Source organism: Enterobacter sp. DN (genome assembly GCF_046054285.1).
In the GTDB taxonomy this organism is placed as follows: domain Bacteria; phylum Pseudomonadota; class Gammaproteobacteria; order Enterobacterales; family Enterobacteriaceae; genus Enterobacter; species Enterobacter hormaechei_C.
On the sequence record NZ_JBJJTG010000001.1, the window covers coordinates 465,358 to 488,075 of the forward strand.

The 22,718-nt window shown below is 55.2% G+C and carries 24 protein-coding genes, 1 pseudogene and 1 other annotated feature (1 of these 26 running past the window's edge); of the genes and pseudogenes, 15 read left to right on the plus strand and 10 right to left on the minus strand.

Features of this window, described 5'->3' with window-relative positions; all coding sequences use genetic code 11:
- Nucleotides 1–70, plus strand: a sequence feature (Trp leader region); it begins 25 nt to the left of the window's first position.
- Nucleotides 71–93: 23 nt separating this feature from the next.
- From ACJTMZ_RS02165 to yedF, 7 genes are all read left to right on the plus strand, one after another.
- Nucleotides 94–1,656: an anthranilate synthase component 1 gene (locus tag ACJTMZ_RS02165; RefSeq protein ID WP_047740445.1), complete on the plus strand. Its 1,563-nt coding sequence runs from the start codon at nucleotides 94–96 to the stop codon at nucleotides 1,654–1,656.
- A complete protein-coding gene (gene trpD / locus ACJTMZ_RS02170; RefSeq protein ID WP_017384223.1) occupies nucleotides 1,656–3,251 on the plus strand; it encodes a bifunctional anthranilate synthase glutamate amidotransferase component TrpG/anthranilate phosphoribosyltransferase TrpD in 1,596 nt (531 codons plus the stop codon). The genes ACJTMZ_RS02165 and trpD overlap by 1 nt, the downstream gene beginning before the upstream one ends.
- A 3-nt stretch (nucleotides 3,252–3,254) precedes the next feature.
- The gene (trpCF, locus tag ACJTMZ_RS02175) at nucleotides 3,255–4,613 is read left to right on the plus strand and encodes a bifunctional indole-3-glycerol-phosphate synthase TrpC/phosphoribosylanthranilate isomerase TrpF (protein ID WP_408626813.1); all 1,359 of its coding nucleotides are present in this window, start codon (nucleotides 3,255–3,257) and stop codon (nucleotides 4,611–4,613) included.
- Between the two features lie 10 nt (nucleotides 4,614–4,623).
- Nucleotides 4,624–5,817, plus strand: a complete 1,194-nt coding sequence (gene trpB / locus ACJTMZ_RS02180; RefSeq protein ID WP_003856780.1) for a tryptophan synthase subunit beta — start codon at nucleotides 4,624–4,626, stop codon at nucleotides 5,815–5,817.
- A complete protein-coding gene (trpA, locus tag ACJTMZ_RS02185) occupies nucleotides 5,817–6,626 on the plus strand; it encodes a tryptophan synthase subunit alpha (RefSeq protein ID WP_015570379.1) in 810 nt (269 codons plus the stop codon). The genes trpB and trpA overlap by 1 nt, the downstream gene beginning before the upstream one ends.
- A gap of 174 nt (nucleotides 6,627–6,800) precedes the next feature.
- Nucleotides 6,801–8,012 carry a selenium metabolism membrane protein YedE/FdhT gene (gene yedE / locus ACJTMZ_RS02190; RefSeq protein ID WP_408626814.1) on the plus strand — a complete coding sequence of 404 codons (1,212 nt, stop codon included), beginning with the start codon at nucleotides 6,801–6,803 and terminating at the stop codon, nucleotides 8,010–8,012.
- Nucleotides 8,009–8,242 (plus strand): sulfurtransferase-like selenium metabolism protein YedF, encoded by a 234-nt coding sequence (yedF, locus tag ACJTMZ_RS02195; protein WP_003856774.1) that lies wholly within the window; start codon nucleotides 8,009–8,011, stop codon nucleotides 8,240–8,242. Before yedE ends, yedF begins: the two co-directional genes overlap by 4 nt.
- A gap of 286 nt (nucleotides 8,243–8,528) precedes the next feature.
- Here yedF and ompW read toward each other — a convergent pair whose 3' ends face one another.
- Entirely contained in the window at nucleotides 8,529–9,161 is a 633-nt protein-coding gene (gene ompW / locus ACJTMZ_RS02200) for an outer membrane protein OmpW (protein WP_023303840.1), read from the minus strand.
- 282 nt (nucleotides 9,162–9,443) lie between these two features.
- On the opposite strand from ompW, the gene ACJTMZ_RS02205 reads away from it, so the two are divergent.
- The 5 genes from ACJTMZ_RS02205 (at nucleotide 9,444) to yciA (ending at nucleotide 14,031) form a co-directional block, all read left to right on the plus strand.
- Nucleotides 9,444–9,848 (plus strand): YkgJ family cysteine cluster protein, encoded by a 405-nt coding sequence (locus tag ACJTMZ_RS02205; protein WP_017384228.1) that lies wholly within the window; start codon nucleotides 9,444–9,446, stop codon nucleotides 9,846–9,848.
- A 25-nt stretch (nucleotides 9,849–9,873) separates the two neighbouring features.
- Nucleotides 9,874–10,617, plus strand: coding sequence for a YciC family protein (locus tag ACJTMZ_RS02210; RefSeq protein WP_015570376.1), 744 nt, complete (start codon nucleotides 9,874–9,876; stop codon nucleotides 10,615–10,617).
- Between the two features lie 13 nt (nucleotides 10,618–10,630).
- Complete coding sequence (locus tag ACJTMZ_RS02215; RefSeq protein WP_003856762.1) at nucleotides 10,631–11,170, plus strand: septation protein A; 540 nt, start codon at nucleotides 10,631–10,633, stop codon at nucleotides 11,168–11,170.
- 180 nt (nucleotides 11,171–11,350) lie between these two features.
- Entirely contained in the window at nucleotides 11,351–13,537 is a 2,187-nt protein-coding gene (locus tag ACJTMZ_RS02220; RefSeq protein WP_252010642.1) for a FepA family TonB-dependent siderophore receptor, read from the plus strand.
- Between the two features lie 98 nt (nucleotides 13,538–13,635).
- Complete coding sequence (yciA, locus tag ACJTMZ_RS02225; RefSeq protein ID WP_003856759.1) at nucleotides 13,636–14,031, plus strand: acyl-CoA thioester hydrolase YciA; 396 nt, start codon at nucleotides 13,636–13,638, stop codon at nucleotides 14,029–14,031.
- 38 nt (nucleotides 14,032–14,069) lie between these two features.
- Here the strand turns inward: yciA and tonB are convergent, their stop codons facing one another.
- Nucleotides 14,070–14,798, minus strand: a complete 729-nt coding sequence (gene tonB / locus ACJTMZ_RS02230; protein WP_017384230.1) for a TonB system transport protein TonB — start codon at nucleotides 14,796–14,798, stop codon at nucleotides 14,070–14,072.
- A 221-nt stretch (nucleotides 14,799–15,019) separates the two neighbouring features.
- Between tonB and ACJTMZ_RS02235 the strand changes: the two genes are divergently transcribed.
- On the plus strand, nucleotides 15,020–15,316 hold the full coding sequence (locus tag ACJTMZ_RS02235; protein WP_003856755.1) for a YciI family protein: 297 nt from the start codon (nucleotides 15,020–15,022) through the stop codon (nucleotides 15,314–15,316).
- 33 nt (nucleotides 15,317–15,349) lie between these two features.
- Here ACJTMZ_RS02235 and leuE read toward each other — a convergent pair whose 3' ends face one another.
- The 4 genes from leuE to ACJTMZ_RS02255 all read right to left on the minus strand — a co-directional run bounded on the left by leuE (nucleotide 15,350) and on the right by ACJTMZ_RS02255 (nucleotide 16,892).
- On the minus strand, nucleotides 15,350–15,985 hold the full coding sequence (gene leuE / locus ACJTMZ_RS02240) for a leucine efflux protein LeuE (protein WP_006810877.1): 636 nt from the start codon (nucleotides 15,983–15,985) through the stop codon (nucleotides 15,350–15,352).
- A 67-nt stretch (nucleotides 15,986–16,052) separates the two neighbouring features.
- Nucleotides 16,053–16,463: an Exc2 family lipoprotein gene (locus tag ACJTMZ_RS02245; RefSeq protein ID WP_252010643.1), complete on the minus strand. Its 411-nt coding sequence runs from the start codon at nucleotides 16,461–16,463 to the stop codon at nucleotides 16,053–16,055.
- 11 nt (nucleotides 16,464–16,474) lie between these two features.
- On the minus strand, nucleotides 16,475–16,600 hold the full coding sequence (locus ACJTMZ_RS02250; protein WP_208971014.1) for a KPN_01571 family protein: 126 nt from the start codon (nucleotides 16,598–16,600) through the stop codon (nucleotides 16,475–16,477).
- A gap of 118 nt (nucleotides 16,601–16,718) precedes the next feature.
- A complete protein-coding gene (locus ACJTMZ_RS02255) occupies nucleotides 16,719–16,892 on the minus strand; it encodes a YciY family protein (RefSeq protein ID WP_017384232.1) in 174 nt (57 codons plus the stop codon).
- Nucleotides 16,893–17,035: 143 nt separating this feature from the next.
- On the opposite strand from ACJTMZ_RS02255, the gene cls reads away from it, so the two are divergent.
- Both cls and ACJTMZ_RS02265 read left to right on the plus strand, forming a co-directional pair.
- Nucleotides 17,036–18,496, plus strand: coding sequence for a cardiolipin synthase (cls, locus tag ACJTMZ_RS02260; RefSeq protein ID WP_003856750.1), 1,461 nt, complete (start codon nucleotides 17,036–17,038; stop codon nucleotides 18,494–18,496).
- 33 nt (nucleotides 18,497–18,529) lie between these two features.
- Nucleotides 18,530–18,859 (plus strand): HI1450 family dsDNA-mimic protein, encoded by a 330-nt coding sequence (locus tag ACJTMZ_RS02265; RefSeq protein WP_003856748.1) that lies wholly within the window; start codon nucleotides 18,530–18,532, stop codon nucleotides 18,857–18,859.
- 31 nt (nucleotides 18,860–18,890) lie between these two features.
- Here ACJTMZ_RS02265 and ACJTMZ_RS02270 read toward each other — a convergent pair.
- From ACJTMZ_RS02270 to oppC, 4 genes and pseudogenes are all read right to left on the minus strand, one after another.
- Nucleotides 18,891–19,758 (minus strand): annotated as a pseudogene (locus ACJTMZ_RS02270) (ion transporter).
- A gap of 14 nt (nucleotides 19,759–19,772) precedes the next feature.
- Nucleotides 19,773–20,777 carry a murein tripeptide/oligopeptide ABC transporter ATP-binding protein OppF gene (gene oppF / locus ACJTMZ_RS02275; protein WP_017384233.1) on the minus strand — a complete coding sequence of 335 codons (1,005 nt, stop codon included), beginning with the start codon at nucleotides 20,775–20,777 and terminating at the stop codon, nucleotides 19,773–19,775.
- The gene (locus ACJTMZ_RS02280) at nucleotides 20,774–21,787 is read right to left on the minus strand and encodes an ABC transporter ATP-binding protein (RefSeq protein ID WP_015570373.1); all 1,014 of its coding nucleotides are present in this window, start codon (nucleotides 21,785–21,787) and stop codon (nucleotides 20,774–20,776) included. The genes oppF and ACJTMZ_RS02280 overlap by 4 nt, the downstream gene beginning before the upstream one ends.
- A gap of 11 nt (nucleotides 21,788–21,798) precedes the next feature.
- Nucleotides 21,799–22,707 carry an oligopeptide ABC transporter permease OppC gene (oppC, locus tag ACJTMZ_RS02285; protein ID WP_408626815.1) on the minus strand — a complete coding sequence of 303 codons (909 nt, stop codon included), beginning with the start codon at nucleotides 22,705–22,707 and terminating at the stop codon, nucleotides 21,799–21,801.
- Nucleotides 22,708–22,718 lie beyond the last annotated feature (11 nt).

A 22,718-nucleotide genomic window follows, 5' to 3' on the forward strand; every position in this document is an offset into this window, starting at 1 on the left:
CTTCGGGCAGTGTCACACGTCTGCGATAAGCAAACAGATACCCGGCCCGCTACCCAGCGGGCTTTTTTTTGAACAGAATATGAGAACAACAACATGCAAACAGCCAAACCTCATCTCGAACTGCTGACCTGCGAGGCGGCCTATCGCCATAACCCTACCGCGCTGTTTCATCAGGTGTGCGGCGCACGTCCCGCGACGCTGCTGCTGGAGTCTGCTGATATCGACAGTAAGGACGACCTCAAAAGCCTGCTGCTGGTTGACAGCGCGCTGCGCATTACCGCGTTAGGTGACACCGTCACTATCAAGGCGTTGTCTGACAATGGCGCGTCGCTCCTGCCGCTGCTGGATGCGGCGCTGCCTTCAGGCATTGAAAATGAACGCCACCCGGACCTGCGTATTCTGCATTTCCCGCCGGTGAGCCAGCTGCTGGATGAGGATGCCCGCCTCTGCTCGCTCTCCGTTTTTGACGCCTTCCGCCTGCTGCAAAATCTGGTGGCCGTGCCGGAAGTTGAGCGCGAAGCAATGTTTTTTGGCGGGCTGTTTGCTTACGACCTGGTTGCTGGCTTTGAAGATTTACCGGAAACCGAGCAGGGTAATCGCTGCCCGGACTACTGCTTCTACCTGGCCGAAACCCTGCTGGTGATCGACCATCAGAAAAAATACACCCGCATCCAGGCCAGCCTGTTCACCCCGTCTGAGTCTGAGAGAAATCGCCTCGCGCAGCGCATCGCCCAACTGCAACAGCAGATGTCGGAAGCACCGCCCGCGCTCCCGGTGCAGCGTGTTGAAAAGATGACCTGCGAGGTGAGTCAGACCGACGATCAGTACGGCGCGGTGGTACGTCAGATGCAAAAAGCGATTCGTGCCGGGGAGATTTTCCAGGTGGTGCCGTCCCGTCGCTTCTCACTGCCCTGCCCGTCGCCGCTGGCGGCTTACGATGTGCTGAAAAAGAGCAACCCAAGCCCGTACATGTTCTTTATGCAGGACAATGATTTCACCCTGTTTGGCGCGTCGCCGGAAAGCTCCCTCAAGTACGACGCCACCAGCCGCCAGATTGAGATCTACCCAATAGCGGGAACCCGTCCACGCGGCCGTCGTGCCGATGGTTCACTGGATCGCGACCTCGACAGCCGCATCGAGCTGGAGATGCGTACCGACCATAAAGAGCTCTCCGAACACCTGATGCTGGTTGACCTGGCGCGTAACGATCTGGCACGCATTTGCACGCCTGGCAGCCGCTACGTGGCGGACCTGACCAAAGTCGACCGCTACTCCTTCGTCATGCACCTGGTATCCCGCGTGGTGGGTGAACTGCGCCACGACCTCGACGTTCTGCACGCCTACCGCGCCTGCATGAACATGGGCACCCTGAGCGGCGCGCCGAAAGTCCGCGCCATGCAGCTGATCGCCGAAGCGGAAGGACGCCGTCGCGGCAGCTACGGTGGTGCCGTGGGCTATTTCACCGCTCACGGTGACCTCGATACCTGCATCGTGATCCGCTCCGCCTACGTTGAGGACGGCATTGCCACCGTCCAGGCCGGGGCCGGGATTGTGCTGGATTCTGTTCCGCAGTCGGAAGCCGACGAAACCCGCAGTAAAGCGCGCGCGGTACTGCGCGCCATTGCTACCGCACACCATGCACAGGAGATTTTCTGATGGCTGACATTCTGCTGCTCGATAATATCGACTCCTTTACTTACAACCTGGCAGATCAGCTGCGTGCGAATGGTCACAACGTCGTTATCTATCGCAACCACGTTCCGGCCCAGACGCTGATTGACCGTCTGGCGACCATGCAAAACCCGGTGCTGATGCTCTCCCCGGGCCCAGGCGCACCGAGCGAAGCAGGCTGTATGCCTGAGCTGTTGACCCGTATGCGCGGCAAGCTGCCGATTATCGGCATCTGTCTCGGCCACCAGGCGATTGTCGAAGCCTACGGCGGTTACGTGGGTCAGGCGGGGGAGATCCTGCATGGTAAAGCGTCAAGTATTGAACATGACGGTCAGGCGATGTTTGCCGGTCTGCCGAACCCGCTTCCGGTAGCGCGTTACCACTCGCTGGTCGGCAGCAACATTCCGGCCGGGCTGACCATTAACGCCTCGTTTGAAGGGATGGTGATGGCGGTGCGTCACGATGCGGATCGCGTCTGCGGGATGCAGTTCCATCCGGAATCTATCCTGACGTCCAACGGCGCGCGCCTGCTGGAGCAAACGCTCGACTGGGCGCTGCAAAAGCTGGAGCAGACCAACACCCTGCAACCGATTCTGGAAAAACTGTATCAGGCTCAGACTCTGAGCCAGCAGGAGAGCCATCAGCTGTTCTCCGCCGTCGTGCGCGGCGAGCTGAAGCCTGAGCAGCTGGCCGCTGCGCTGGTGAGCATGAAGGTACGCGGCGAAAGCCCGCAGGAGATCGCCGGTGCGGCAACCGCGCTGCTGGAAAATGCTGCCCCGTTCCCGCGCCCGGACTATCCGTTTGCCGATATTGTCGGGACCGGTGGCGACGGCAGTAACAGTATCAATATTTCCACCGCCAGCGCCTTTGTGGCCGCGGCATGCGGTCTGAAAGTGGCGAAACACGGCAACCGCAGCGTGTCCAGCCGTTCCGGATCGTCCGACCTGCTGGCGGCTTTCGGTATCAACCTGGACATGAACGCCGAGCGTTCCCGTGAAGCGCTGGATGACCTGGGCGTCTGTTTCCTGTTTGCGCCGAAGTATCACACCGGTTTCCGCCACGCGATGCCTGTTCGCCAGCAGCTCAAAACCCGCACGCTGTTTAACGTGCTCGGTCCACTCATTAACCCGGCGCACCCGCCGCTGGCGCTGATTGGCGTTTACAGTCCGGAGCTGGTCCTGCCGATTGCGGAGACGCTGCGCGTCCTCGGTTACCAACGCGCCGCCGTGGTACACAGCGGCGGGATGGATGAAGTTTCCCTGCATGCGCCCACGCTGGTGGCCGAACTGAATAACGGCGAAGTGCTGAACTATCAGCTTGAGGCCGCTGACTTCGGGTTGACCCCGTACCATCAGGACGCCCTGGCGGGCGGCACGCCGGAAGAAAACCGTGACATTCTCACGCGCTTATTACAAGGTAAAGGTGAGGCCGCCCATGAGGCCGCCGTGGCGGCCAACGTAGCCATGCTGATGCGTTTACATGGCGAGGAAGATCTGAAAGCCAACGCCCAAAAAGTTCTGGACGTACTGCGCTCCGGTGCAGCTTACGATCGCGTTACCGCACTTGCGGCAAGAGGGTAAATAATGCAGACCGTTTTAGCGAAAATCGTCGCCGATAAGGCCATCTGGGTGGAAGCCCGTAAGCAACAGCAGCCGCTCGCCAGTTTTCAGAATGACGTCGTTCCGAGCAGCCGTCGTTTTTATGATGCGCTCCAGGGCGCGCGTACCGCGTTTATTCTGGAGTGTAAAAAAGCGTCTCCGTCCAAAGGCGTGATCCGCGACGATTTCGACCCGGCGCGTATTGCCGGTATGTACAAGCATCATGCGTCTGCCATTTCTGTGCTGACGGATGAGAAATATTTCCAGGGCAGCTTCGATTTTCTGCCCGTTGTCAGCGGCATCGCGCCGCAGCCGATTCTGTGCAAAGACTTTATTATCGACCCGTATCAGATCTGGCTGGCGCGCTTTTACCAGGCAGATGCCTGCCTGCTGATGCTCTCCGTTCTGGATGACGAGCAGTATCGCCAACTCTCCGCCGTCGCGCACAGCCTGAATATGGGCGTGCTGACCGAAGTGAGCAACGAAGAGGAGCTGGAGCGCGCCATCGCGCTGGAAGCCAAAGTGGTCGGCATTAACAACCGCGACCTGCGCGACCTGTCGATTGACCTCAACCGTACGCGCCAGCTTGCGCCGCGTCTGGGCGCGGGCGTCACGGTGATCAGCGAATCCGGGATTAACAGCTACGCTCAGGTGCGCGAACTTAGCCACTTTGCCAACGGTTTCCTGATCGGCTCCGCGATGATGGAACACGACGATCTTAATGCGGCCGTGCGCCGCGTGCTGTTGGGTGAGAACAAAGTCTGCGGCCTGACCCGTGAACAGGATGCGCAGGCCGCATATGAAGCGGGCGCAATCTATGGTGGTCTGATCTTTGTTGAGTCCTCTCCTCGCGCCGTTAATGAGGAACAGGCGCGCAAGGTGGTGGCGGCTGCGCCTCTGAGCTACGTGGGCGTGTTCCGCAATGCGGATATTAACGACGTTGCGGCAAAAGCGGACGCGTTATCCCTGAGCGCGGTTCAGCTGCACGGCGATGAAGATCAGGCGTACCTCGATGCTCTGCGACATGTTCTGGTGCCTCAGGTTCAGATCTGGAAAGCGCAAAGCGTTGGCGCCAGCCTGCCCGCGCGTAACCTGAAGCATGTTGATAAATACGTGCTCGACAACGGCCAGGGCGGCACGGGGCAGCGTTTCGACTGGTCACTGCTGCGTGGCGAAGTGCTGGACAATGTCCTGCTGGCGGGGGGATTAAGCCCCGATAACTGTGTGGAAGCGGCCAAAACCGGCTGCGCCGGCCTCGATTTCAATTCAGGCGTAGAGTCCCAACCGGGCATAAAAGACGCCAGCAAGCTGGCATCGGTATTTAAAACTCTGCGTGCATATTAAGGAAGAGAAGATGACGACATTACTTAACCCGTATTTTGGTGAGTTCGGTGGGATGTATGTCCCACAAATCCTGATGCCCGCGCTGCGCCAGCTGGAAGAAGCGTTCGTGAGCGCACAGAAAGATCCGGCGTTTCAGGCGGAGTTTACTGACCTGCTGAAAAACTACGCCGGTCGCCCGACGGCGCTGACAAAGTGCCGCAACCTGACCGAAGGCACTAAAACTACGCTGTATCTTAAGCGTGAAGATCTGCTGCACGGTGGCGCGCATAAAACTAACCAGGTGCTTGGCCAGGCGCTGCTCGCGAAGCGGATGGGTAAAACCGAAATCATCGCCGAAACCGGCGCGGGGCAGCACGGTGTGGCCTCAGCCCTCGCCAGCGCCCTGCTCGGGCTGAAATGCCGCATTTACATGGGGGCGAAGGACGTTGAGCGCCAGTCGCCAAACGTGTTCCGTATGCGTCTGATGGGGGCGGAAGTGATCCCGGTGCACAGCGGTTCTGCCACGCTGAAAGATGCCTGTAATGAAGCGCTTCGCGACTGGTCTGGCAGCTACGAAACCGCCCACTACATGCTCGGTACCGCCGCGGGCCCGCACCCGTTCCCGACCATCGTGCGTGAATTCCAGCGCATGATCGGCGAAGAGACTAAAGCGCAAATCCTTGAAAAAGAGGGTCGCCTGCCGGATGCGGTGATCGCCTGCGTTGGCGGCGGATCTAACGCCATCGGCATGTTTGCCGATTTTATCGACGAAACCAGCGTTGGGCTGATTGGCGTTGAGCCTGCCGGCCACGGCATTGAAACGGGCGAGCATGGTGCGCCGCTGAAGCATGGCCGCGTGGGTATCTACTTCGGCATGAAGGCCCCAATGATGCAGACCGATGAAGGGCAGATTGAGGAGTCTTACTCGATCTCTGCCGGGCTGGATTTCCCGTCCGTAGGGCCGCAGCACGCGTTCCTGAACAGCACCGGCCGCGCGGATTATGTCTCCATCACCGATGACGAAGCGCTGGAAGCCTTCAAAACACTGTGCCGCAATGAAGGGATCATCCCGGCGCTGGAGTCTTCCCACGCGCTGGCGCACGCGCTGAAAATGATGAAGGAAAACCCGGAAAAAGAGCAGCTGCTGGTGGTAAACCTTTCCGGTCGCGGTGACAAAGATATCTTCACCGTTCACGATATTCTGAAAGCACGAGGGGAAATCTGATGGAACGCTACGACAACGCATTTGCACAACTGAAAGCTCGCCAGGAAGGCGCCTTCGTTCCCTTCGTGACGCTGGGCGACCCCGGCCCGGAGCAGTCGCTGAAGATTATCGACACCCTGATTGATGCCGGTGCCGACGCGCTGGAGCTCGGTATTCCGTTCTCCGATCCGCTGGCGGATGGCCCGACCATTCAGAACGCAACGCTACGCGCGTTTGCCGCGGGCGTGACGCCGAGCCAGTGCTTTGAAATGCTGGCGGCGATCCGTCAGAAGCACCCGACCATTCCGATCGGCCTGCTGATGTACGCCAACCTGGTGTTCAGCCGCGGTATTGATGCGTTTTACGCAGAGTGCGCCCGCGTGGGCGTTGACTCCGTGCTGGTGGCTGACGTGCCCGTTGAAGAGTCTGCGCCATTCCGTCAGGCGGCAATGCGCCACAACGTCGCGCCGATTTTCATCTGTCCACCGAATGCCGATGACGATCTGTTGCGCCAGATTGCCTCTTACGGACGAGGTTACACCTACCTGCTCTCCCGTGCGGGCGTCACCGGTGCGGAAAACAAAGCCGCGCTGCCGCTGCATCATCTGGTGGAGAAGCTGGCAGAATACCATGCTGCACCGCCGCTTCAGGGCTTTGGCATTTCCTCACCGGATCAGGTTACTGCGGCGATTGACGCGAAAGCCGCCGGAGCCATTTCCGGTTCGGCTATCGTGAAAATTATCGAGAAGAACGTGGATAAGCCAGAGCAGATGCTGGCTGAGTTACACGCATTCGTCACATCCATGAAAGCGGCCACGCGCAAGGCGTAACCGTTAACACCGTCTGGCCCCGGCGTCAGGCGGTTTTCCCTTCTCTCTTCCTGAAAGAAGCAGGTCAAAATTGATCCTGTCGATATTTTCGGTGTGAATGACTTTCCAAACTTTCGCGTAAGCGTATGATCTGGGCTCTTTTTAGCGTTACCCTTCTGAGTTCAGAGGTTATTCATGTCATGGCATTCCTTCAAACAGACTTACCTGGTTAAGTTCTGGTCACCTGTTCCGGCCGTTATCGCGGCAGGCATTCTCTCTACTTATTATTTCGGTATTACCGGCACCTTCTGGGCTGTTACGGGCGAGTTTACCCGCTGGGGTGGGCAGCTATTACAGCTGGCAGGTGTCCATGCCGAAGAGTGGGGCTACTTCAAACTGATCCATCTTGAGGGCACACCGCTGACCCGCATCGACGGGATGATGATCATTGGCATGTTCGGCGGCTGTTTTGCGGCCGCGCTGTGGGCCAACAACGTTAAGTTGCGCATGCCGAAAAGCCGCATCCGCATTATGCAGGCCGTGGTCGGCGGCATCATTGCCGGGTTTGGCGCCCGCCTGGCGATGGGCTGTAATCTGGCCGCGTTCTTTACCGGTATTCCGCAGTTCTCGCTGCATGCCTGGTTCTTTGCCGTCGCCACCGCCATCGGCTCCTACTTCGGTGCTAAATTCACCCTGCTGCCGCTGTTCCGCATTCCGGTGAAAATGACGAAAGTTAGCGCTGCCTCTCCGTTAACGCAAAAACCCGATCAGGCGCGTCGTCGCTTCCGCCTCGGTATGCTGGTCTTTTTTGCCATGGTTGCCTGGGCGATTTGCACGGCGATGAATCAGCCAAAACTCGGCCTGGCCATGCTGTTCGGCGTCGGTTTTGGTCTGCTGATTGAACGCGCGCAGATCTGCTTTACCTCCGCGTTTCGCGATATGTGGATCACCGGACGAACCATGATGGCGAAGGCGATCATTGCCGGTATGGCCGTGAGCACGATCGGCATCTTCAGCTACGTTCAGCTCGGCGTGGAACCGAAAATCATGTGGGCGGGCCCAAATGCCGTCATTGGCGGGCTGCTGTTTGGTTTTGGCATCGTGCTGGCGGGCGGGTGTGAAACCGGCTGGATGTATCGCGCTGTGGAAGGCCAGGTGCATTACTGGTGGGTGGGTCTGGGTAACGTGATTGGCTCTACCATTCTGGCCTACTACTGGGATGACGTCTCTCCGGTACTGGCAACAAACTGGGACAAGGTCAACCTGCTGAATACCTTTGGTCCACTCGGGGGGCTCCTGGTGACCTATGCCCTGCTGCTTATCGCCTTCTTACTGGTTGTTGCACAAGAGAAGCGCTTCTTCCGACGCGCCACCGCCAAAACTGAAACTCAGGAGAATGCCGCATGAAAGAGATCGTGCCTGATTATCGTCTCGATATGGTGGGTGAACCTTGCCCTTACCCGGCCGTCGCCACGCTTGAAGCGCTACCGCAGCTAAAGAAAGGTGAAATTCTGGAAGTGGTGAGCGATTGCCCCCAGTCGATCAATAACATTCCTCTTGATGCCAAAAATCACGGCTATACCGTGCTGGATATCCAGCAGGACGGACCAACCATTCGTTATTTAATTCAGAAGTGACTTCACGATCTAAAAAGGCCTCTCAGAGGCCTTTTCTAGTTTACTGGCTTTGGCCACCGTCGTCGTCTGAGCTTCGGCAGGCATGAATGAATGGTGAGACGTGTTCCGCAAACGGAACAGATAGCACCGTGAGGTAGGCTATGTGCTGGGCTGAACGTCGTGAACTGAAACTGTTTACCTGCACAAACCGGACACTCAAATTTGATGTTGGGGATATCCCCTCCAGCCAGGTGTATGGAACAACCACCATACAGCAATCACCGGCTGACAGGGGATATATCTTCTGTCAGAAACGATAGCCTGCTGAGAACATAAATACCCACGGATCCAGTCGGGTATTGATACTTTGCTGCTGCCCGCCAGCTTTAAAGCGCACGTCCGTATCAATGTCCATATACCAGACCGAGGCGTTGATCAGCCAGTCACGGTTAATCAGATAATCCAGACCAACCTGCCCCGCCATACCCCACGAGTCTTTCAGGCTGAGATCGGAGAGCCCGGCCTTTTTACCGGTATCGTTAAATTTCTCATCAAAGAAGGTGGTGTAGTTAACCCCTGCACCAATATAAGGGCGCACCTTGCTGCTGGAATCGCCGAAGTACCACTGCGCCATCAGCGTTGGTGGCAAATGGTGAACCGTGGCAATGTCCCCGGTCGGTCCTAAACCGACGCGGTGACGGAATGGCGTGGCGGCTAAAAGCTCGACGCCAACGTTATCCGTTGCCATATACGTAAACGTCAGGCCTAACTGGGTGTTATTGCTGACGTTAAACCCGCCCATACCCAGTACATTATCGGACCCTTCCGTTGGACGTACCGTTGCCGAACCGGCACGAATAAAGAATTCGCCTGCTTCATGCGCGTACGCGCCGCCAGAGAGACTGCTTAAGATAAGGGCTGCCACCGCTAATTTTTTCATATCCGCTCCATCGTTGTGGTTTTAATTGCGGAGGAGAATATACTCACAAATGAGTAATAAGTGATCTAACACAGATCACATTAAAACCAGTAAGTTAACATTCATTGATCTAGGTTAATTTTTGGTGACGCCTCATAAAGCAATAAGTTGTTACCGCGTCAATTTTTGGCATTTCATGGTTACAAAATTTTCTGTCTTCCCTCTCTTGCGCTTCCTGTAGCGGCTGGATAATTTATCGCTCTCACAATGTGATTTGATGCGTTCTACTTTTGCAGGTGTGCCATGAGTGATCATAACCCGTGCATGACGTGCGGAGCCTGTTGTGCGTATTTTCGAGTCTCTTTCTACTGGGCTGAAGCCAGCGATGGCGGCGGCACCGTTCCGGTTGATCTCACTGAACCCTTAACCCCTTTTCTGCGCTGTATGCGCGGCACCAACCAAAAACAGAGCCGCTGTGTGGCACTGCAAGGTGAGCCAGGGGTATCCACCCGCTGTTCCATTTACGCGGATCGCCCCAGCCCGTGTCGCACTTTCGCGATGTCGGGAGAGGATGGGCAGGTCAATGAGGCATGCAATCGCGCCCGCGCCCGCTATGGATTACCGCCGCTTTACAAAGATATGCTTTTCCATACAAGCCTTGATGCTGCCACCAGCGTGTTATCCGGTGTACAATTGCCGGCTAATTAACACCTGCAATACTCAAGGAGAGTGCATGTCTATCACGGCGAAGTCTGTCTACCGTGACACGGGAAATTTTTTCCGCAATCAGTTCATTACCTTTTTACTGATCGCGTTGTTGTGCGCCTTTATTACGGTGGTGCTGGGTCATGCGTTCTCACCCAGTGATGAACAGATTGCCACGCTGAGCCAGGGGGAAAATCTTGCAGGCAGCGCAGGGTTGTTTGACCTTGTACAGAATATGACGCCAGAGCAACAGCAAATCTTGCTGCGCGCATCTGCGGCATCTACCTTCTCGGGCCTGATTGGCAACGCCATTCTGGCGGGTGGCGTGTTGCTGATGATCCAACTGGTGTCTGCCGGCCAACGCGTCAGCGCGTTACGTGCAATCGGGGCCAGCGCTCCGGTGCTGCCAAAACTGTTTATCCTCATCTTCCTTACCACGCTGCTGGTCCAGATGGGGATAATGTTGGTTGTCGTTCCGGGCGTGCTGCTGGCTATCGTGCTTTCATTCGCGCCAGTAATGGTTGTGCAGGACAAAATGGGCATTTTCACCGCCATGCGCAGCAGCATCAGGCTCGCATGGGCCAATATGCGACTGGTCGCCCCGGCCGTTATCAGCTGGCTGCTGGCCAAAACTCTGCTGTTGCTGTTTGCGCCGAATTTTGCGGTGTTAACGCCAAACGTCGGAGCGGTTGTCGCCAATACGCTGAGCAATCTGATTTCAGCCGTGCTGCTGGTCTATTTGTTCCGCCTGTACATGTTAATTCGTCAGTAACTGGGATCGCAGAATGAAGCAGTTTCTTGATTTTTTACCGCTGATCGTATTTTTCGCTTTTTATAAGCTGTACGACATTTATGCCGGTACGCTGGCGCTGATTGTGGCAACGGCTGTGGTGCTGATTTACAGCTGGGTTCGCTATCGCAAAGTTGAAAAGATGGCGCTCATCACCTTCCTGATGGTGGCGGTGTTTGGAGGTCTGACGTTGTTCTTCCACAATGATGAATTTATCAAATGGAAGGTCACGGTGATTTACGGCCTGTTTGCGGGCGCACTCCTCATCAGCCAGTGGGTGATGAAGAAGCCGCTGATCCAGCGCATGCTGGGGAAAGAACTGACCCTGCCGCAGGCTGTGTGGGGGCGTCTGAATATCGCCTGGGCGCTATTTTTTATTCTGTGTGGTCTGGCGAATATCTATATCGCATTCTGGTTGCCGCAGAATATCTGGGTCAACTTCAAGGTGTTTGGTCTGACGGCGCTGACTCTTATCTTCACCCTGCTCAGCGGCGTTTATATTTATCGCCACATGCCGCAGGATGACAAGCACTGATCCTTCTGGCCAGATCGCCGCGCGGTCTGGCCTCTTTTCCCGCCTTCTCTTTTCTCTACATCCTCCCTGCGAAAATGTCTGAATCATGAAGATTTTATGGAGATTGCTGTCACTTTATTGTAATGAGAATGACTATCATTAATATTCGTCATCGCATTTTTAACAAATGGAAATGAGTTGATGAATAACATAATAAGATTTGCCCCGGCTACATTTACGCTCGCCATTCTTTCAACGCTTTATCAGAGCGCACACGCAGCGGAAGATCCTCTCGCCGATGGTGAAACAATGGTTGTTCAGGCCACCGCTGAAGAGGCGCTGAAGCAACAGCCGGGGGTTTCCATCATCACGGCAAAGGACATAGAAAAGGATCCACCGGTTAACGATCTTTCAGAAATTATTCGCAAAATGCCCGGGGTTAACCTCACCGGAAACAGCGCGACAGGCAGCCGCGGTAACAACCGCCAGATCGACATCCGCGGTATGGGGCCGGAGAACACGCTGATTCTGATTGACGGTGTGCCGGTGACGTCACGTAACTCGGTGCGCTACAGCTGGCGCGGGGAGCGCGACACCCGCGGGGATACCAACTGGGTTCCGCCAGAGATGGTTGAGCGCATTGAAGTGCTCCGGGGACCTGCTGCCGCCCGCTATGGTTCGGGGGCGGCCGGCGGCGTCGTCAACATCATTACCAAACGCCCGACCAACGACTGGCACGGCTCGCTCTCCCTGTACACTAACCAGCCTGAAAATGATAAAGAGGGAGCGACGAAACGCGCTAATTTTGATCTGAGCGGCCCCCTTGCGGGCGATGCGTTAACGATGCGCCTGTACGGGAATATCAACAAAACTGACGCAGATGCTCAGGACATCAACACCGCGCAAAACGGCTCTTACGCCGCCGGACGTGAAGGCGTGCGCAACAAGGACATTAATGCCCTGCTCTCCTGGAAACTCACGCCACAGCAGATTATCGATTTCGACTACAGCTACAGCCGCCAGGGCAATATCTACGCGGGTGATACTCAATACAGCAACAGCAACGTCAGCCCTGACGGTCTGGTGTCGTCCCTGTATGGACACGAAACGAACCGAATGTACCGCCAGTCTTATGGCATTACGCACAACGGCATCTGGGACTGGGGTCAGTCAAAGTTCGGTGTTTATTATGAAAAGACCAACAACACCCGCCTGGAAGAAGGCTCTACGGGCAAAGTTGAGGGGATGATCAATAGCGATAAATACGATACCAGCCGGCTGGAGTCATACCGTTCAACGGGTGAACTGAACATGCCTTTCTTCTGGCTGGTCGAACAGACGCTAACCGTGGGTGCAGAATGGAACCGTGATGAACTGAACGATCCGGCCTCAATGCAGGCGACAAATGTGTCGGGAGAAGTGATTAACGGCGTTCCCGGTACGGCTTCTGAGCGCAACAGCAAAAACAGCGCTGACCTCACTGGCATCTATCTTGAGGACAATATTGAAGCGCGCCAGGGCACCAACCTGATCCCAGGGCTCCGCTTTGATTATCACAATCAGTTTGGCAGCAACTGGAGTCCTAGCCTGAACCTCTCTCAGGATTTGGGTGACATGTTCAAGGTTAAAGCGGGTATCGCTCGGGTATTTAAAGCGCCAAACCTGTATCAATCCAGCGAAGGCTATCTGCTTTCCACCCGCGGCAATGGCTGCCCGAACAACGTTTCCGAAGGAAGCTGTTACCTGTTAGGTAATCCGGATCTGGATCCTGAAATCAGCGTGAACAAAGAGATTGGCCTGGCCTTTGCGCTGGAAGGCTACGAGGCTGGCATAACCTGGTTCCGCAACGATTACAAAAACAAGATTGTTTCAGGAACGGACGTGCTGGGCCAGACAAGCAGCGGCGCAAATATCCTTCAGTGGCAGAACGGAGGAAAGGCTGTTGTTGAGGGGCTGGAAGGCAACCTCACCGTCCCGGTTATCCGCGACACGCTAACCTGGCGTACCAATGCGACGTATATGATTCAGTCTGAAAGTAAGGACACCGGCAACCCTCTGTCGATTATCCCAAAATATACCGTCAACACGATGCTCGACTGGCAGGTTAACAGCAAACTTTCAGCGAACCTTAGCTGGACGATGTATGGCCGCCAGAAGCCAAGAGAAAATGCTGAAATCCGCAAAGAGCAGAATGCGATGTCAGATAAAGAGATTGGCGCCTATTCCATCGTTGGGATCGGTAGTAACTATCAACTGACAAAAGATCTCCGCCTGAATGCCGGGATCAGCAACCTCTTTGATAAGCAAATTTACCGAGAAAATGACGGTGCATCGACCTATAACGAACCAGGCCGTGCGTATTACGCAGGCGTGACCCTGTCCTTCTGACCCGCTGGCGCCTGCTCTGCGGGCGCTAACCCTATTCTCTCCAGCCAGAAATCATAGTAGCATCCCGCCTGAAGTCTTCAGTTACGAGTTTAAAAACAATGACAACAAATGACGCCCCACAGGGCGAACTGGTTTTACGCACACTGGCAATGCCTGCGGATACGAATGCCAATGGCGATATTTTTGGCGGCTGGTTGATGTCGCAGATGGATATGGGCGGTGCAATCCTGGCAAAAGAGATTGCACACGGGCGCGTGGTGACAGTCCGGGTCGATGGCATGACCTTTCTGCGCCCTGTCGCGGTGGGGGACGTGGTGTGCTGTTACGCACGCTGCGTAAAACGCGGCAATACCTCTGTCTCCATCAACATTGAAGTATGGGTGAAAAAAGTCTCTTCTGAGCCGATTGGTCAGCGCTATAAGGCGACGGAGGCATTATTTATCTATGTGGCGGTGGATAGCGACGGTAAGCCCCGCCAGCTCCCACGGAGCTGATCCTCAGGTAAAAAAAAGCCTCCTTGCGGAGGCTTCTTTTATTCCATCTGTGCCCCGCCGTTCAGGCGGAAGACAATGTTCACAATCAACCCATTGCCGGGTTTACCGGCTTCATAGCGCCACCTGCGCATGGCCGATTTAACTTCGCGTTCAAACATATTCGCCGGCTGTGCGGACAGGATTTCCACGTTATCGACACGTCCATCGGCCGTAACGTCGAATTTCACCCGTACACGCCCTTCAATACGTAACGCCTGGGCACGTGCCGGGTACTGCGGCTGGTTACGGCTCAGCGCGCGCGGGCCCGCGGGCGCCGTTACCGTCGGTTTTGTCGCGGTCGTGGTGTTATTCATCAGCGGACGTGACGGGGCGGCATTTTCAACCGGCTGCGTGGCGCGTGGCTCAACCGGACGCACTTCGCGTTTCGGACGCTCTTCCACCTTTTTGACCGGCTTGGGTTTTGGCTTCGGCTTAGGTTTCGGCTCCGGCTTATGGATCACTACCGGCGCTTCTTTCGGCGGTTCAGGAACCGGCTCGGGCTCTGGCTCCGGCTCGGGTTCAACAACGGGCTGTGGCGGCGGCGGCGCAACCTGCGGCGGCTCAAGATCCGCAGGCGATACCATGGTCACAGAAATTGGCTGCGCTGGCGCCGGCATTTCAATAACCTGATGAACCGAGGTATAGAGCAGACCCGCCACGACAGCACCGTGAATAACGACGGAAAGCAGCGTCGGCCATGGAAAGCGGCGAGGTAAATCAAGGGTCATCGAAGTCATAATCATCAACGTTAAAAAACCGAACCTCGATTTTAAATGCAAATAGCAATCATATTCAATAAGACACTTTGTCCTGGCGCAATTTAAGCGTACATGAGGGCAAAAAAGGGGCATCCAGATCAGGGTTTTAACATTGTTATTATCTTTACATTGCAGTCATTTGCGCTTTCACATAACGTAATTGTCACTTTTACCGGTTAAGGAGCTTTGCCGTGCTTTACGTGATTTACGCTGAAGATGTACCTGATTCTCTGGAAAAACGTCTTTCCGTTCGCCCTGCTCATCTGGCGCGTTTACAGTTGCTACAGGATGAAGGTCGGTTGCTGACCGCAGGCCCGATGCCTGCCGTTGACAGCAACGATCCGGGCGCGGCGGGTTTTACCGGCTCCACGGTGATTGCCGAGTTTGAATCTCTGGAAGCCGCGCAGGCCTGGGCAGAAGCAGACCCGTACGTCGCAGCCGGCGTGTACGAGAAAGTCACGGTTCGTCCGTATAAAAAAGTATTCTGAAACGAAAGGCTCCCTCGGGAGCCTTTTCTTCATTCAGTGCAGCGACGCCAGCCTCGCCGCAAATCCGACAAACAGCAGACCTATCAGCCCGTTCCCCAGCTTCGCCAGTTTCTTTTTGGTTTTGAGGTAACGCGTGACAAACGCGCCTGAGAAAATCAGGAAGCTCATGTACATGAAGCTGATCAGCTCAAGCGTTGTGGCGAGGATCAGGAACGACGTGCCGGTATTCTTCGCATTGACATCAATGAACTGCACGAAGAACGACACGTAAAAGAGAATCGCTTTCGGGTTCGTCAGGCTCAGCACCAGCGAACGCTTAAGGATTGCGCTTGCCGGTTCGGCGCTACTTTCGTGCGCATTTTTTTGACGCGTCATAACGGACCAGAGCATTTTTCCGCCCAGCCACAGCAGATAAAACGCGCCCAGATAGCGGACAATATTAAATAATACCGGAGTGGTCTGGATCAACGCGGCGACGCCCGCCCAGGCCAGAAACATCAGCACGGCATCACCAATAAACACACCGGTGGCTGCCAGATAGCCTTTCTTAACGCCGTGGCCAATCCCTGTTTTCAGCACAAACAAGGTGTTCGGTCCTGGAACCAGCACGATAAAAAATGCGCCGACAACATAGGTCCAGAAATTCAGTACACCAAACTCCGCAAACACGTCTCACTCCTTTCGCTCAAAAACAGCGGGGATACCGGTAATTACGGTATCCCCTGAATCAGTTGCGCTATTGTACGCCGTTATAGCCATCAAGATAAGTCGCGGCCAGTTCGTTACCAAATAATAGGGCGTCTTTACTGTCCATGTCCGAAGACCATTTATCCTTCGCGTTGCCTGCGAACAATTCCTGCGACTTCGCATTTTCTTTTAGCTGTTCGCGAATGCTTTGCGCGTATTCACTGGCTTCAGCCTCAGTCCGCCCTTCCGCGCGGTCAGCTTTGCCCCGGGCATAAAGCTCGTGGAACTGCGCCACGTTCAGCTGATAATTTTTCTGCACGCTGGAGGTGTAATTGCCGCCAGTAAAGCTGGACTGATGCGACACGAAATAAAACGCGTGCCGTTCGGGTGAGGTTTTGCTGCTGGCACAACCGCTTAATATCGCAATCCCAAAGAGTGCTGCCATTACTTTTCCGTTCATCCTTTTTTCCTTTAATAAAAATGTATTCCCCATGCGAAAACATAATCTGCCAATGAGGAAAATGACGAAAGTCCTAAATCTTCCCTGAGCGCATCCAGCGCCAAAAGTACAATAAAAATCCAGAGATAAGGATTCATCTTTTAATATCATGACGTTATTGGAAGTTAGTATATCGCGGAAAGCAGATGGGAAGAGACTGCAAAAATTGATAGCCTGGATGTTTAATGGGCACCTTTACGGTGCCCTTCATGCTTTTCAGATGTCCTGGACCGCGAACAACAGCGCGTTACGGTGTCTGTTCAGGCCACATTTTCTGATGGCGTGGATACGCATATTGCGGCGGGATTGTGCTTCCAGCCAACGAGCCTTACGACGACTCACCTGTCGCAACATGCGCCAGCGCCCAACTTCAGTTCTACTGCGCTTCATGTCTACAACTCTTTCTCTAACAGAGATGCCATTATATGCCTAAGCAGGCGGCAAACCAGCGCTTTTATCTGCCGTTTTTATTTGCCAGATGAATCCTGATGCGTAAACTCATAACAATACGCTTTCAAAAGGATTTTTTATTTATGACAACCTTCTACACCGTGGTGAGTTGGCTGGTCATTTTAGGATACTGGCTGTTAATTGCCGGGGTGACGTTGCGCATTCTGATGAAACGCAGAGCGGTACCTTCCGCCATGGCCTGGCTTCTGATTATCTACATTCTGCCGCTGGTGGGCATCATCGCCTATCTCTCTTTCGGTGAACTTCATCTGGGTAAACGCCGTGCCGAACGCGCCCGCGCCATGTGGCCCTCCACGGCGAAATGGCTTGCCGACCTTAAAGCCTGCAAGCATATCTTCGCTGAAGAGAACAGTAGCGTGGCCGCATCTCTGTTCAAGCTGTGCGAACGCCGCCAGGGGATTGCTGGGGTAAAAGGCAATCAGCTGCAACTGATGACCTCTTCTGATGATGTGATGCAGGCGCTGATCCGTGATATCCAGCTCGCCCGGCATAATATCGAGATGGTGTTTTATATCTGGCAGCCGGGCGGCATGGCGGACCAGGTCGCCGAATCGCTAATGGCCGCTGCACGTCGCGGTATCCACTGCCGCCTAATGCTGGACTCCGCCGGCAGCGTGGCCTTTTTCCGTAGCCCGTGGGCAGGCATGATGCGCAACGCCGGTATCGAGGTGGTCGAGGCGCTAAAAGTGAATCTTTTCCGCGTCTTTCTGCGCCGCATGGATCTCCGCCAGCACCGGAAAATGGTTCTGATCGATAACTACATCGCCTACACCGGCAGCATGAACATGGTTGACCCCCGCTTCTTCAAGCAGGATTCCGGCGTGGGGCAATGGATCGATTTGATGGCGCGGATGGAAGGACCGATCGCGACCTCAATGGGCATCGTCTACTCCTGCGACTGGGAAATTGAAACCGGGAAACGCATTCTTCCCCCGCCGCCGGATGGCAATATCATGCCGTTTGAGGAAGCCAGCGGGCACACTATCCACACTATCGCCTCCGGTCCTGGCTTCCCGGAAGATCTGATCCATCAGGCACTGCTGACCGCCGCGTACTCCGCGCGGGAATATCTGATCATGACCACGCCCTATTTCGTTCCCAGCGACGACCTTCTGCATGCCATCTGTACAGCGGCACAGCGCGGAGTGGATGTGAGCATTATTATGCCGCGTAAGAACGATTCGCTGCTGGTGGGATGGGCAAGCCGCGCGTTCTTTAGTGAGCTGCTGGCCGCAGGCGTTAAAATTTATCAGTTCGAAGGCGGCCTGTTACACACCAAGAGCGTGCTGGTGGACGGAGAGCTGAGCCTGGTGGGTACCGTCAACCTCGATATGCGCAGTCTGTGGCTGAATTTTGAAATTACGCTGGTCATTGATGACGCCGGGTTCGGTGGCGATCTGGCTGCGGTTCAGGACGATTATATCTCCCGCTCACGCCTGCTGGACGCCAGACTGTGGGCGAAACGTCCGCTGTGGCAGCGAATTGCCGAACGACTGTTTTACTTCTTTAGTCCGTTGCTGTAAAACGTGCCCAACGATGTTTAACAGGTAGTCATCATGGAAATGGATCTGAACAATCGCCTGACCGAAGACGAAACGCTCGAACAGGCCTACGATATTTTTCTCGAGCTGGCGGTCGATAATCTCGACCCTGCTGACGTCATTCTTTTCAACCTGCAATTTGAAGAGCGTGGCGGTGCTGAGCTGTTCGATCCGGCTGAAGACTGGGCCGAACATGTCGATTTTGATCTCAACCCGGACTTCTTCGCCGAGGTGGTGATTGGCCTTGCAGATGAAGACGGCGGAGAAATTAACGACATCTTTGCCCGCGTCCTGCTGTGCCGCGAGAAAGATCACAAACTGTGCCATATCCTCTGGCGCGAATAATAAAAAAGGCTGCCCGCGCAGCCTTTTTTATTTAATCCGGTAAGGCATTTCCACAGCGGTGACAAAACCGCGCACCGGGTTCATGATTCCCCTGCTGACAATTCGGACATTTGCGTTGCTGCTTGCTGTTCTGGAAGGCGCTGCTCATATGGGTGGTAATTAACCCCGTCGGAATCGCTATCACCGAATAGCCGATCAGGATAAGAACCGATGCCACAATACGTCCGAGCGGCGTATGCGGGGTAATATCGCCATAGCCCACGGTGGTCACCGTGACGATAGCCCAGTAAACAGACGCATTAAGCGTGGTAAACCCGTATTTCGGCCCTTCGATTAAATACATCAGGGAGCCAAAAACGATCATCACGATAGCAATAAACGAATAGAAGAGAATCAGCTGGTGGCGGGCGCTGACAATGGCAACCCAAAAAACCCGCAGCGACGGCATAAAGCGCAGCAGTTTGAGAATCCGTAACACACGAATCGCCCGCATTGCACGCCAGGCAAACACATAATTCAAGCTGATCTCAGGCCACAGCCACATGACATACAGCGGCAGGATGGTGGCTAAATCAATAAATCCCCAGAAGCTGAAAACGTATTTCGCCGGATTTGGCCAGCTAATGACCCTCAGCACATATTCCGCAGTAAACACCAGCGTGACAATCAATTCCAGCCAGACGAAAACGTGCCACTCCTCATACGTCATGTGGTACTGCGTTCCGGCGCCGGATTCGATAAAGATAATAATGACGCTAATCAGCGCAAATAAACCACACAGACCTTCGAAGCGGCGACCGGAAACCGTTTCAGGATCAAATAAAAGGTGATACAGCCGCTGACGGGCCGACGTGAATAATCGCGACACATTAACCTCGAAAAATAAGGGCTGACATCATGTCAGCCCTTGCGATTATAACGGGTCTACTTTCAGGCAGGAAACCGCATGTCGGAAACTGCCCTCCAGAACCGGCCGTGTTTTTGCACATTCCGGCCCGGCTATTGGGCATCGCGTACGGAATACGCAGCCTGAAGGCGGGTTGATTGGCGAAGGCAGTTCACCTTCCAGAAGCTGAATGGTTTTATTTTTTTCCAGATCGGGGTCCGGAACGGGAACCGCAGACATCAGCGCTTTGGTATAAGGGTGCAGAGGATTGTGGTACACCTCATCATACGTGCCCAGCTCCACGGCGTGGCCCAGATACATGACCAGCACACGGTCCGAAATGTGTTTTACCACCGCCAGATCGTGGGCGATGAAGATCAGCGACAGCCCCATTTCCCGTTGCAGTTTCTGTAGCAGGTTAACCACCTGGGCCTGGATGGAAACGTCCAGCGCCGAAACCGGCTCATCACAGATAATCAGTTTTGGTTCAAGGATCAACGCGCGTGCGATACCGATACGCTGGCACTGACCGCCGGAAAACTCGTGTGGGTAGCGGTTGATGAGGTTAGGCAGCAGACCCACCTTGAGCATCATCGCTTTCACCCGATCGCGAATTTCCTGGCGCGGCATCTTCGGATGATAGGTGCGCAGCGGCTCGGCAATGATTTCGCCAATGGTCATACGCGGGTTCAGGGACGCAAGTGGATCCTGGAAAATCATCTGGATGTCGCTGCGCACGTCGCGCCATTCATCCGGCTTCATCCCCAGCAGATCTTTGCCAAGCCAGGCCACTTTCCCGTCGGTGGCCTTCACCAGGCCGATGATCGCACGCGCAAACGTCGATTTGCCGCAGCCGGATTCGCCTACCACGCCCAGGGTCTCGCCTTCGTACAGGCGTAGCGTGACGCCATCCACCGCTTTCAGGGTTTTGGCAGGCTGCCAGAACCACTGTTTACCGTCTTTGATATCGAAATGGACCTTCAGGTCAGCGATTTCGAGCAGCACATTTCTTTTTTCGTCGATCGCGTTCATACCAGCTCCTCCAGCGGCTTAAAGCAGGCGCGCAGACGGCCTGGGGCAAACGCTTCCAGCGGCGGTGCGCTGTTACAGATTTCCATCGCATGCGGACAACGCGGCTGGAACGGGCAGCCTTTTGGCAGACGCAGCAGGTTTGGCGGGTTACCCGGGATAGTCAGCAGCGACTCCCCTTCCGCATCAAGACGCGGAACGGCATTCAACAGCCCGATAGAGTACGGATGGGCTGGCTGATAGAACACATCGCGAGCATTACCGTATTCCATCGTGCGGCCTGCATACATGACTAACACTTTGTCGCAGATCCCGGCAACGACGCCTAAATCGTGGGTGATCATAATGATGGCGGTGTTGAACTCGCGCTTCAGCTCGTTCAGCAACGTCATGATCTGCGCCTGAACGGTCACGTCCAGGGCGGTGGTTGGTTCATCAGCGATCAGCAGTTTTGGCCGGCAAAGCAATGCCATCGCGATCATAACGCGCTGACGCATACCGCCGGAAAACTCGTGCGGATACATGCGCATGCGCTTGCGTGCTTCAGGCATTTTCACCGCATCCAGCATTTTGACGGACTCTTCAAACGCTTCGGCTTTACCCAGCCCCTTGTGGAGCATCAGCACTTCCATCAGCTGTTCGCCCACCCGCATATAGGGGTTCAGGGACGTCATCGGATCCTGGAAAATCATTGAAATCTGCTCGGCGCGCAGCTTGTTCAGCTCATGTTCCGGCAAATTCAGGATCTCTTTCCCGTTAAACGTCGCCGAACCGCCGATCACGCCGTTTGACGCCAGCAGGCCCATCAGCGCGAATGCGGTCTGGGATTTACCGGAACCGGATTCGCCCACAATGCCCAGCGTTTCACCGGCACGCAGGTCGAAGTTGAGATCGTTAACGGCAGTAACATCACCGTCAGGGGTTTTAAACGTCACGCGGAGGTCTTTAACGTCCAGCAGTGCGCTGGTCCACTGTTGCGCCTGTGGCGCGGTTGCCGTTTCAATAATGGTCATGACGGCGCTCCTTAACGGTCTTTCGGGTCGAGGGCATCACGCAGGCCATCGCCGATAAAGTTGAAACAGAACAGGGTGACGACCAGGAAGCCCGCCGGATACATCAGTAACCACGGTGACACTTCCATGGAGTTTGCGCCATCACTTAACAGAGCGCCCCAGCTACTCAACGGCTCTTGCGTACCTAATCCCAGGAAGCTCAGGAAAGATTCAAACAGGATCATACTTGGCACCAGCAGGGAGGCGTACACCACCACCACGCCCAGCACGTTAGGAACGATATGACGCACCACAATATTGGCGGTAGAAACGCCGCCAACCTGTGCGGCTTCGATAAACTCCTTACGTTTGAGGCTCAGCGTCTGGCCGCGCACAATACGCGCCATATCCAGCCAGGACACCATCCCGATCGCCACGAAGATCAGCAGGATATTTTGACCAAAGAAGGTCACCAGCAGAATGACGAAGAACATGAACGGGAAGGAGTTCAGAATTTCAAGCATACGCATCATCACGGAGTCCACTTTCCCGCCGAGGTAACCGGAAAGCGAGCCGTAAAGCGTGCCGACAATCACCGCCACCAGCGCCGCCGCGATGCCAACCATCAGGGAGATACGGCCGCCAATCGCCACACGCACCAGCAAATCACGCCCGGAGGAGTCGGTGCCGAAATAGTGCCCGGATTCCATATCCGGCGCGCTGGACATCATGCCCCAATCCGTATCGAAATAGGTGAACTGAGAGAGCATTGGTGCCAGGGTTACGAACAGCGCGATAAGCACCAGCACGACCAGGCTGGCAACGGCGGCACGGTTATGCATAAAACGACGGCGGGCGTCCTGCCAAAGGCTACGACCTTCGACCTCCAGCTTTTCACTGAAGTTTTCCAGCGCCTCGCTGTTTTTCTTACTCAACATCATGGCGTGCTCCA

Coding starts and splice junctions, on each gene's coding strand:
- ACJTMZ_RS02205 (WP_017384228.1), top strand. CDS start 9,444: ATGAGTGATCATAACCCGTGCATGACGTGCGGAGCCTGTTGTGCGTAT.
- yedE (WP_408626814.1), top strand. CDS start 6,801: ATGTCATGGCATTCCTTCAAACAGACTTACCTGGTTAAGTTCTGGTCA.
- ACJTMZ_RS02245 (WP_252010643.1), bottom strand. CDS start 16,463: ATGAACGGAAAAGTAATGGCAGCACTCTTTGGGATTGCGATATTAAGC.
- trpA (WP_015570379.1), top strand. CDS start 5,817: ATGGAACGCTACGACAACGCATTTGCACAACTGAAAGCTCGCCAGGAA.
- trpD (WP_017384223.1), top strand. CDS start 1,656: ATGGCTGACATTCTGCTGCTCGATAATATCGACTCCTTTACTTACAAC.
- ACJTMZ_RS02265 (WP_003856748.1), top strand. CDS start 18,530: ATGGAAATGGATCTGAACAATCGCCTGACCGAAGACGAAACGCTCGAA.
- yciA (WP_003856759.1), top strand. CDS start 13,636: ATGACAACAAATGACGCCCCACAGGGCGAACTGGTTTTACGCACACTG.
- ompW (WP_023303840.1), bottom strand. CDS start 9,161: ATGAAAAAATTAGCGGTGGCAGCCCTTATCTTAAGCAGTCTCTCTGGC.
- ACJTMZ_RS02280 (WP_015570373.1), bottom strand. CDS start 21,787: ATGACCATTATTGAAACGGCAACCGCGCCACAGGCGCAACAGTGGACC.
- ACJTMZ_RS02250 (WP_208971014.1), bottom strand. CDS start 16,600: ATGAATCCTTATCTCTGGATTTTTATTGTACTTTTGGCGCTGGATGCG.
- oppC (WP_408626815.1), bottom strand. CDS start 22,707: ATGATGTTGAGTAAGAAAAACAGCGAGGCGCTGGAAAACTTCAGTGAA.
- tonB (WP_017384230.1), bottom strand. CDS start 14,798: ATGACCCTTGATTTACCTCGCCGCTTTCCATGGCCGACGCTGCTTTCC.
- trpB (WP_003856780.1), top strand. CDS start 4,624: ATGACGACATTACTTAACCCGTATTTTGGTGAGTTCGGTGGGATGTAT.
- oppF (WP_017384233.1), bottom strand. CDS start 20,777: ATGAACGCGATCGACGAAAAAAGAAATGTGCTGCTCGAAATCGCTGAC.
- ACJTMZ_RS02165 (WP_047740445.1), top strand. CDS start 94: ATGCAAACAGCCAAACCTCATCTCGAACTGCTGACCTGCGAGGCGGCC.
- ACJTMZ_RS02255 (WP_017384232.1), bottom strand. CDS start 16,892: ATGAAGCGCAGTAGAACTGAAGTTGGGCGCTGGCGCATGTTGCGACAG.
- ACJTMZ_RS02220 (WP_252010642.1), top strand. CDS start 11,351: ATGAATAACATAATAAGATTTGCCCCGGCTACATTTACGCTCGCCATT.
- yedF (WP_003856774.1), top strand. CDS start 8,009: ATGAAAGAGATCGTGCCTGATTATCGTCTCGATATGGTGGGTGAACCT.
- ACJTMZ_RS02215 (WP_003856762.1), top strand. CDS start 10,631: ATGAAGCAGTTTCTTGATTTTTTACCGCTGATCGTATTTTTCGCTTTT.
- cls (WP_003856750.1), top strand. CDS start 17,036: ATGACAACCTTCTACACCGTGGTGAGTTGGCTGGTCATTTTAGGATAC.
- ACJTMZ_RS02210 (WP_015570376.1), top strand. CDS start 9,874: ATGTCTATCACGGCGAAGTCTGTCTACCGTGACACGGGAAATTTTTTC.
- trpCF (WP_408626813.1), top strand. CDS start 3,255: ATGCAGACCGTTTTAGCGAAAATCGTCGCCGATAAGGCCATCTGGGTG.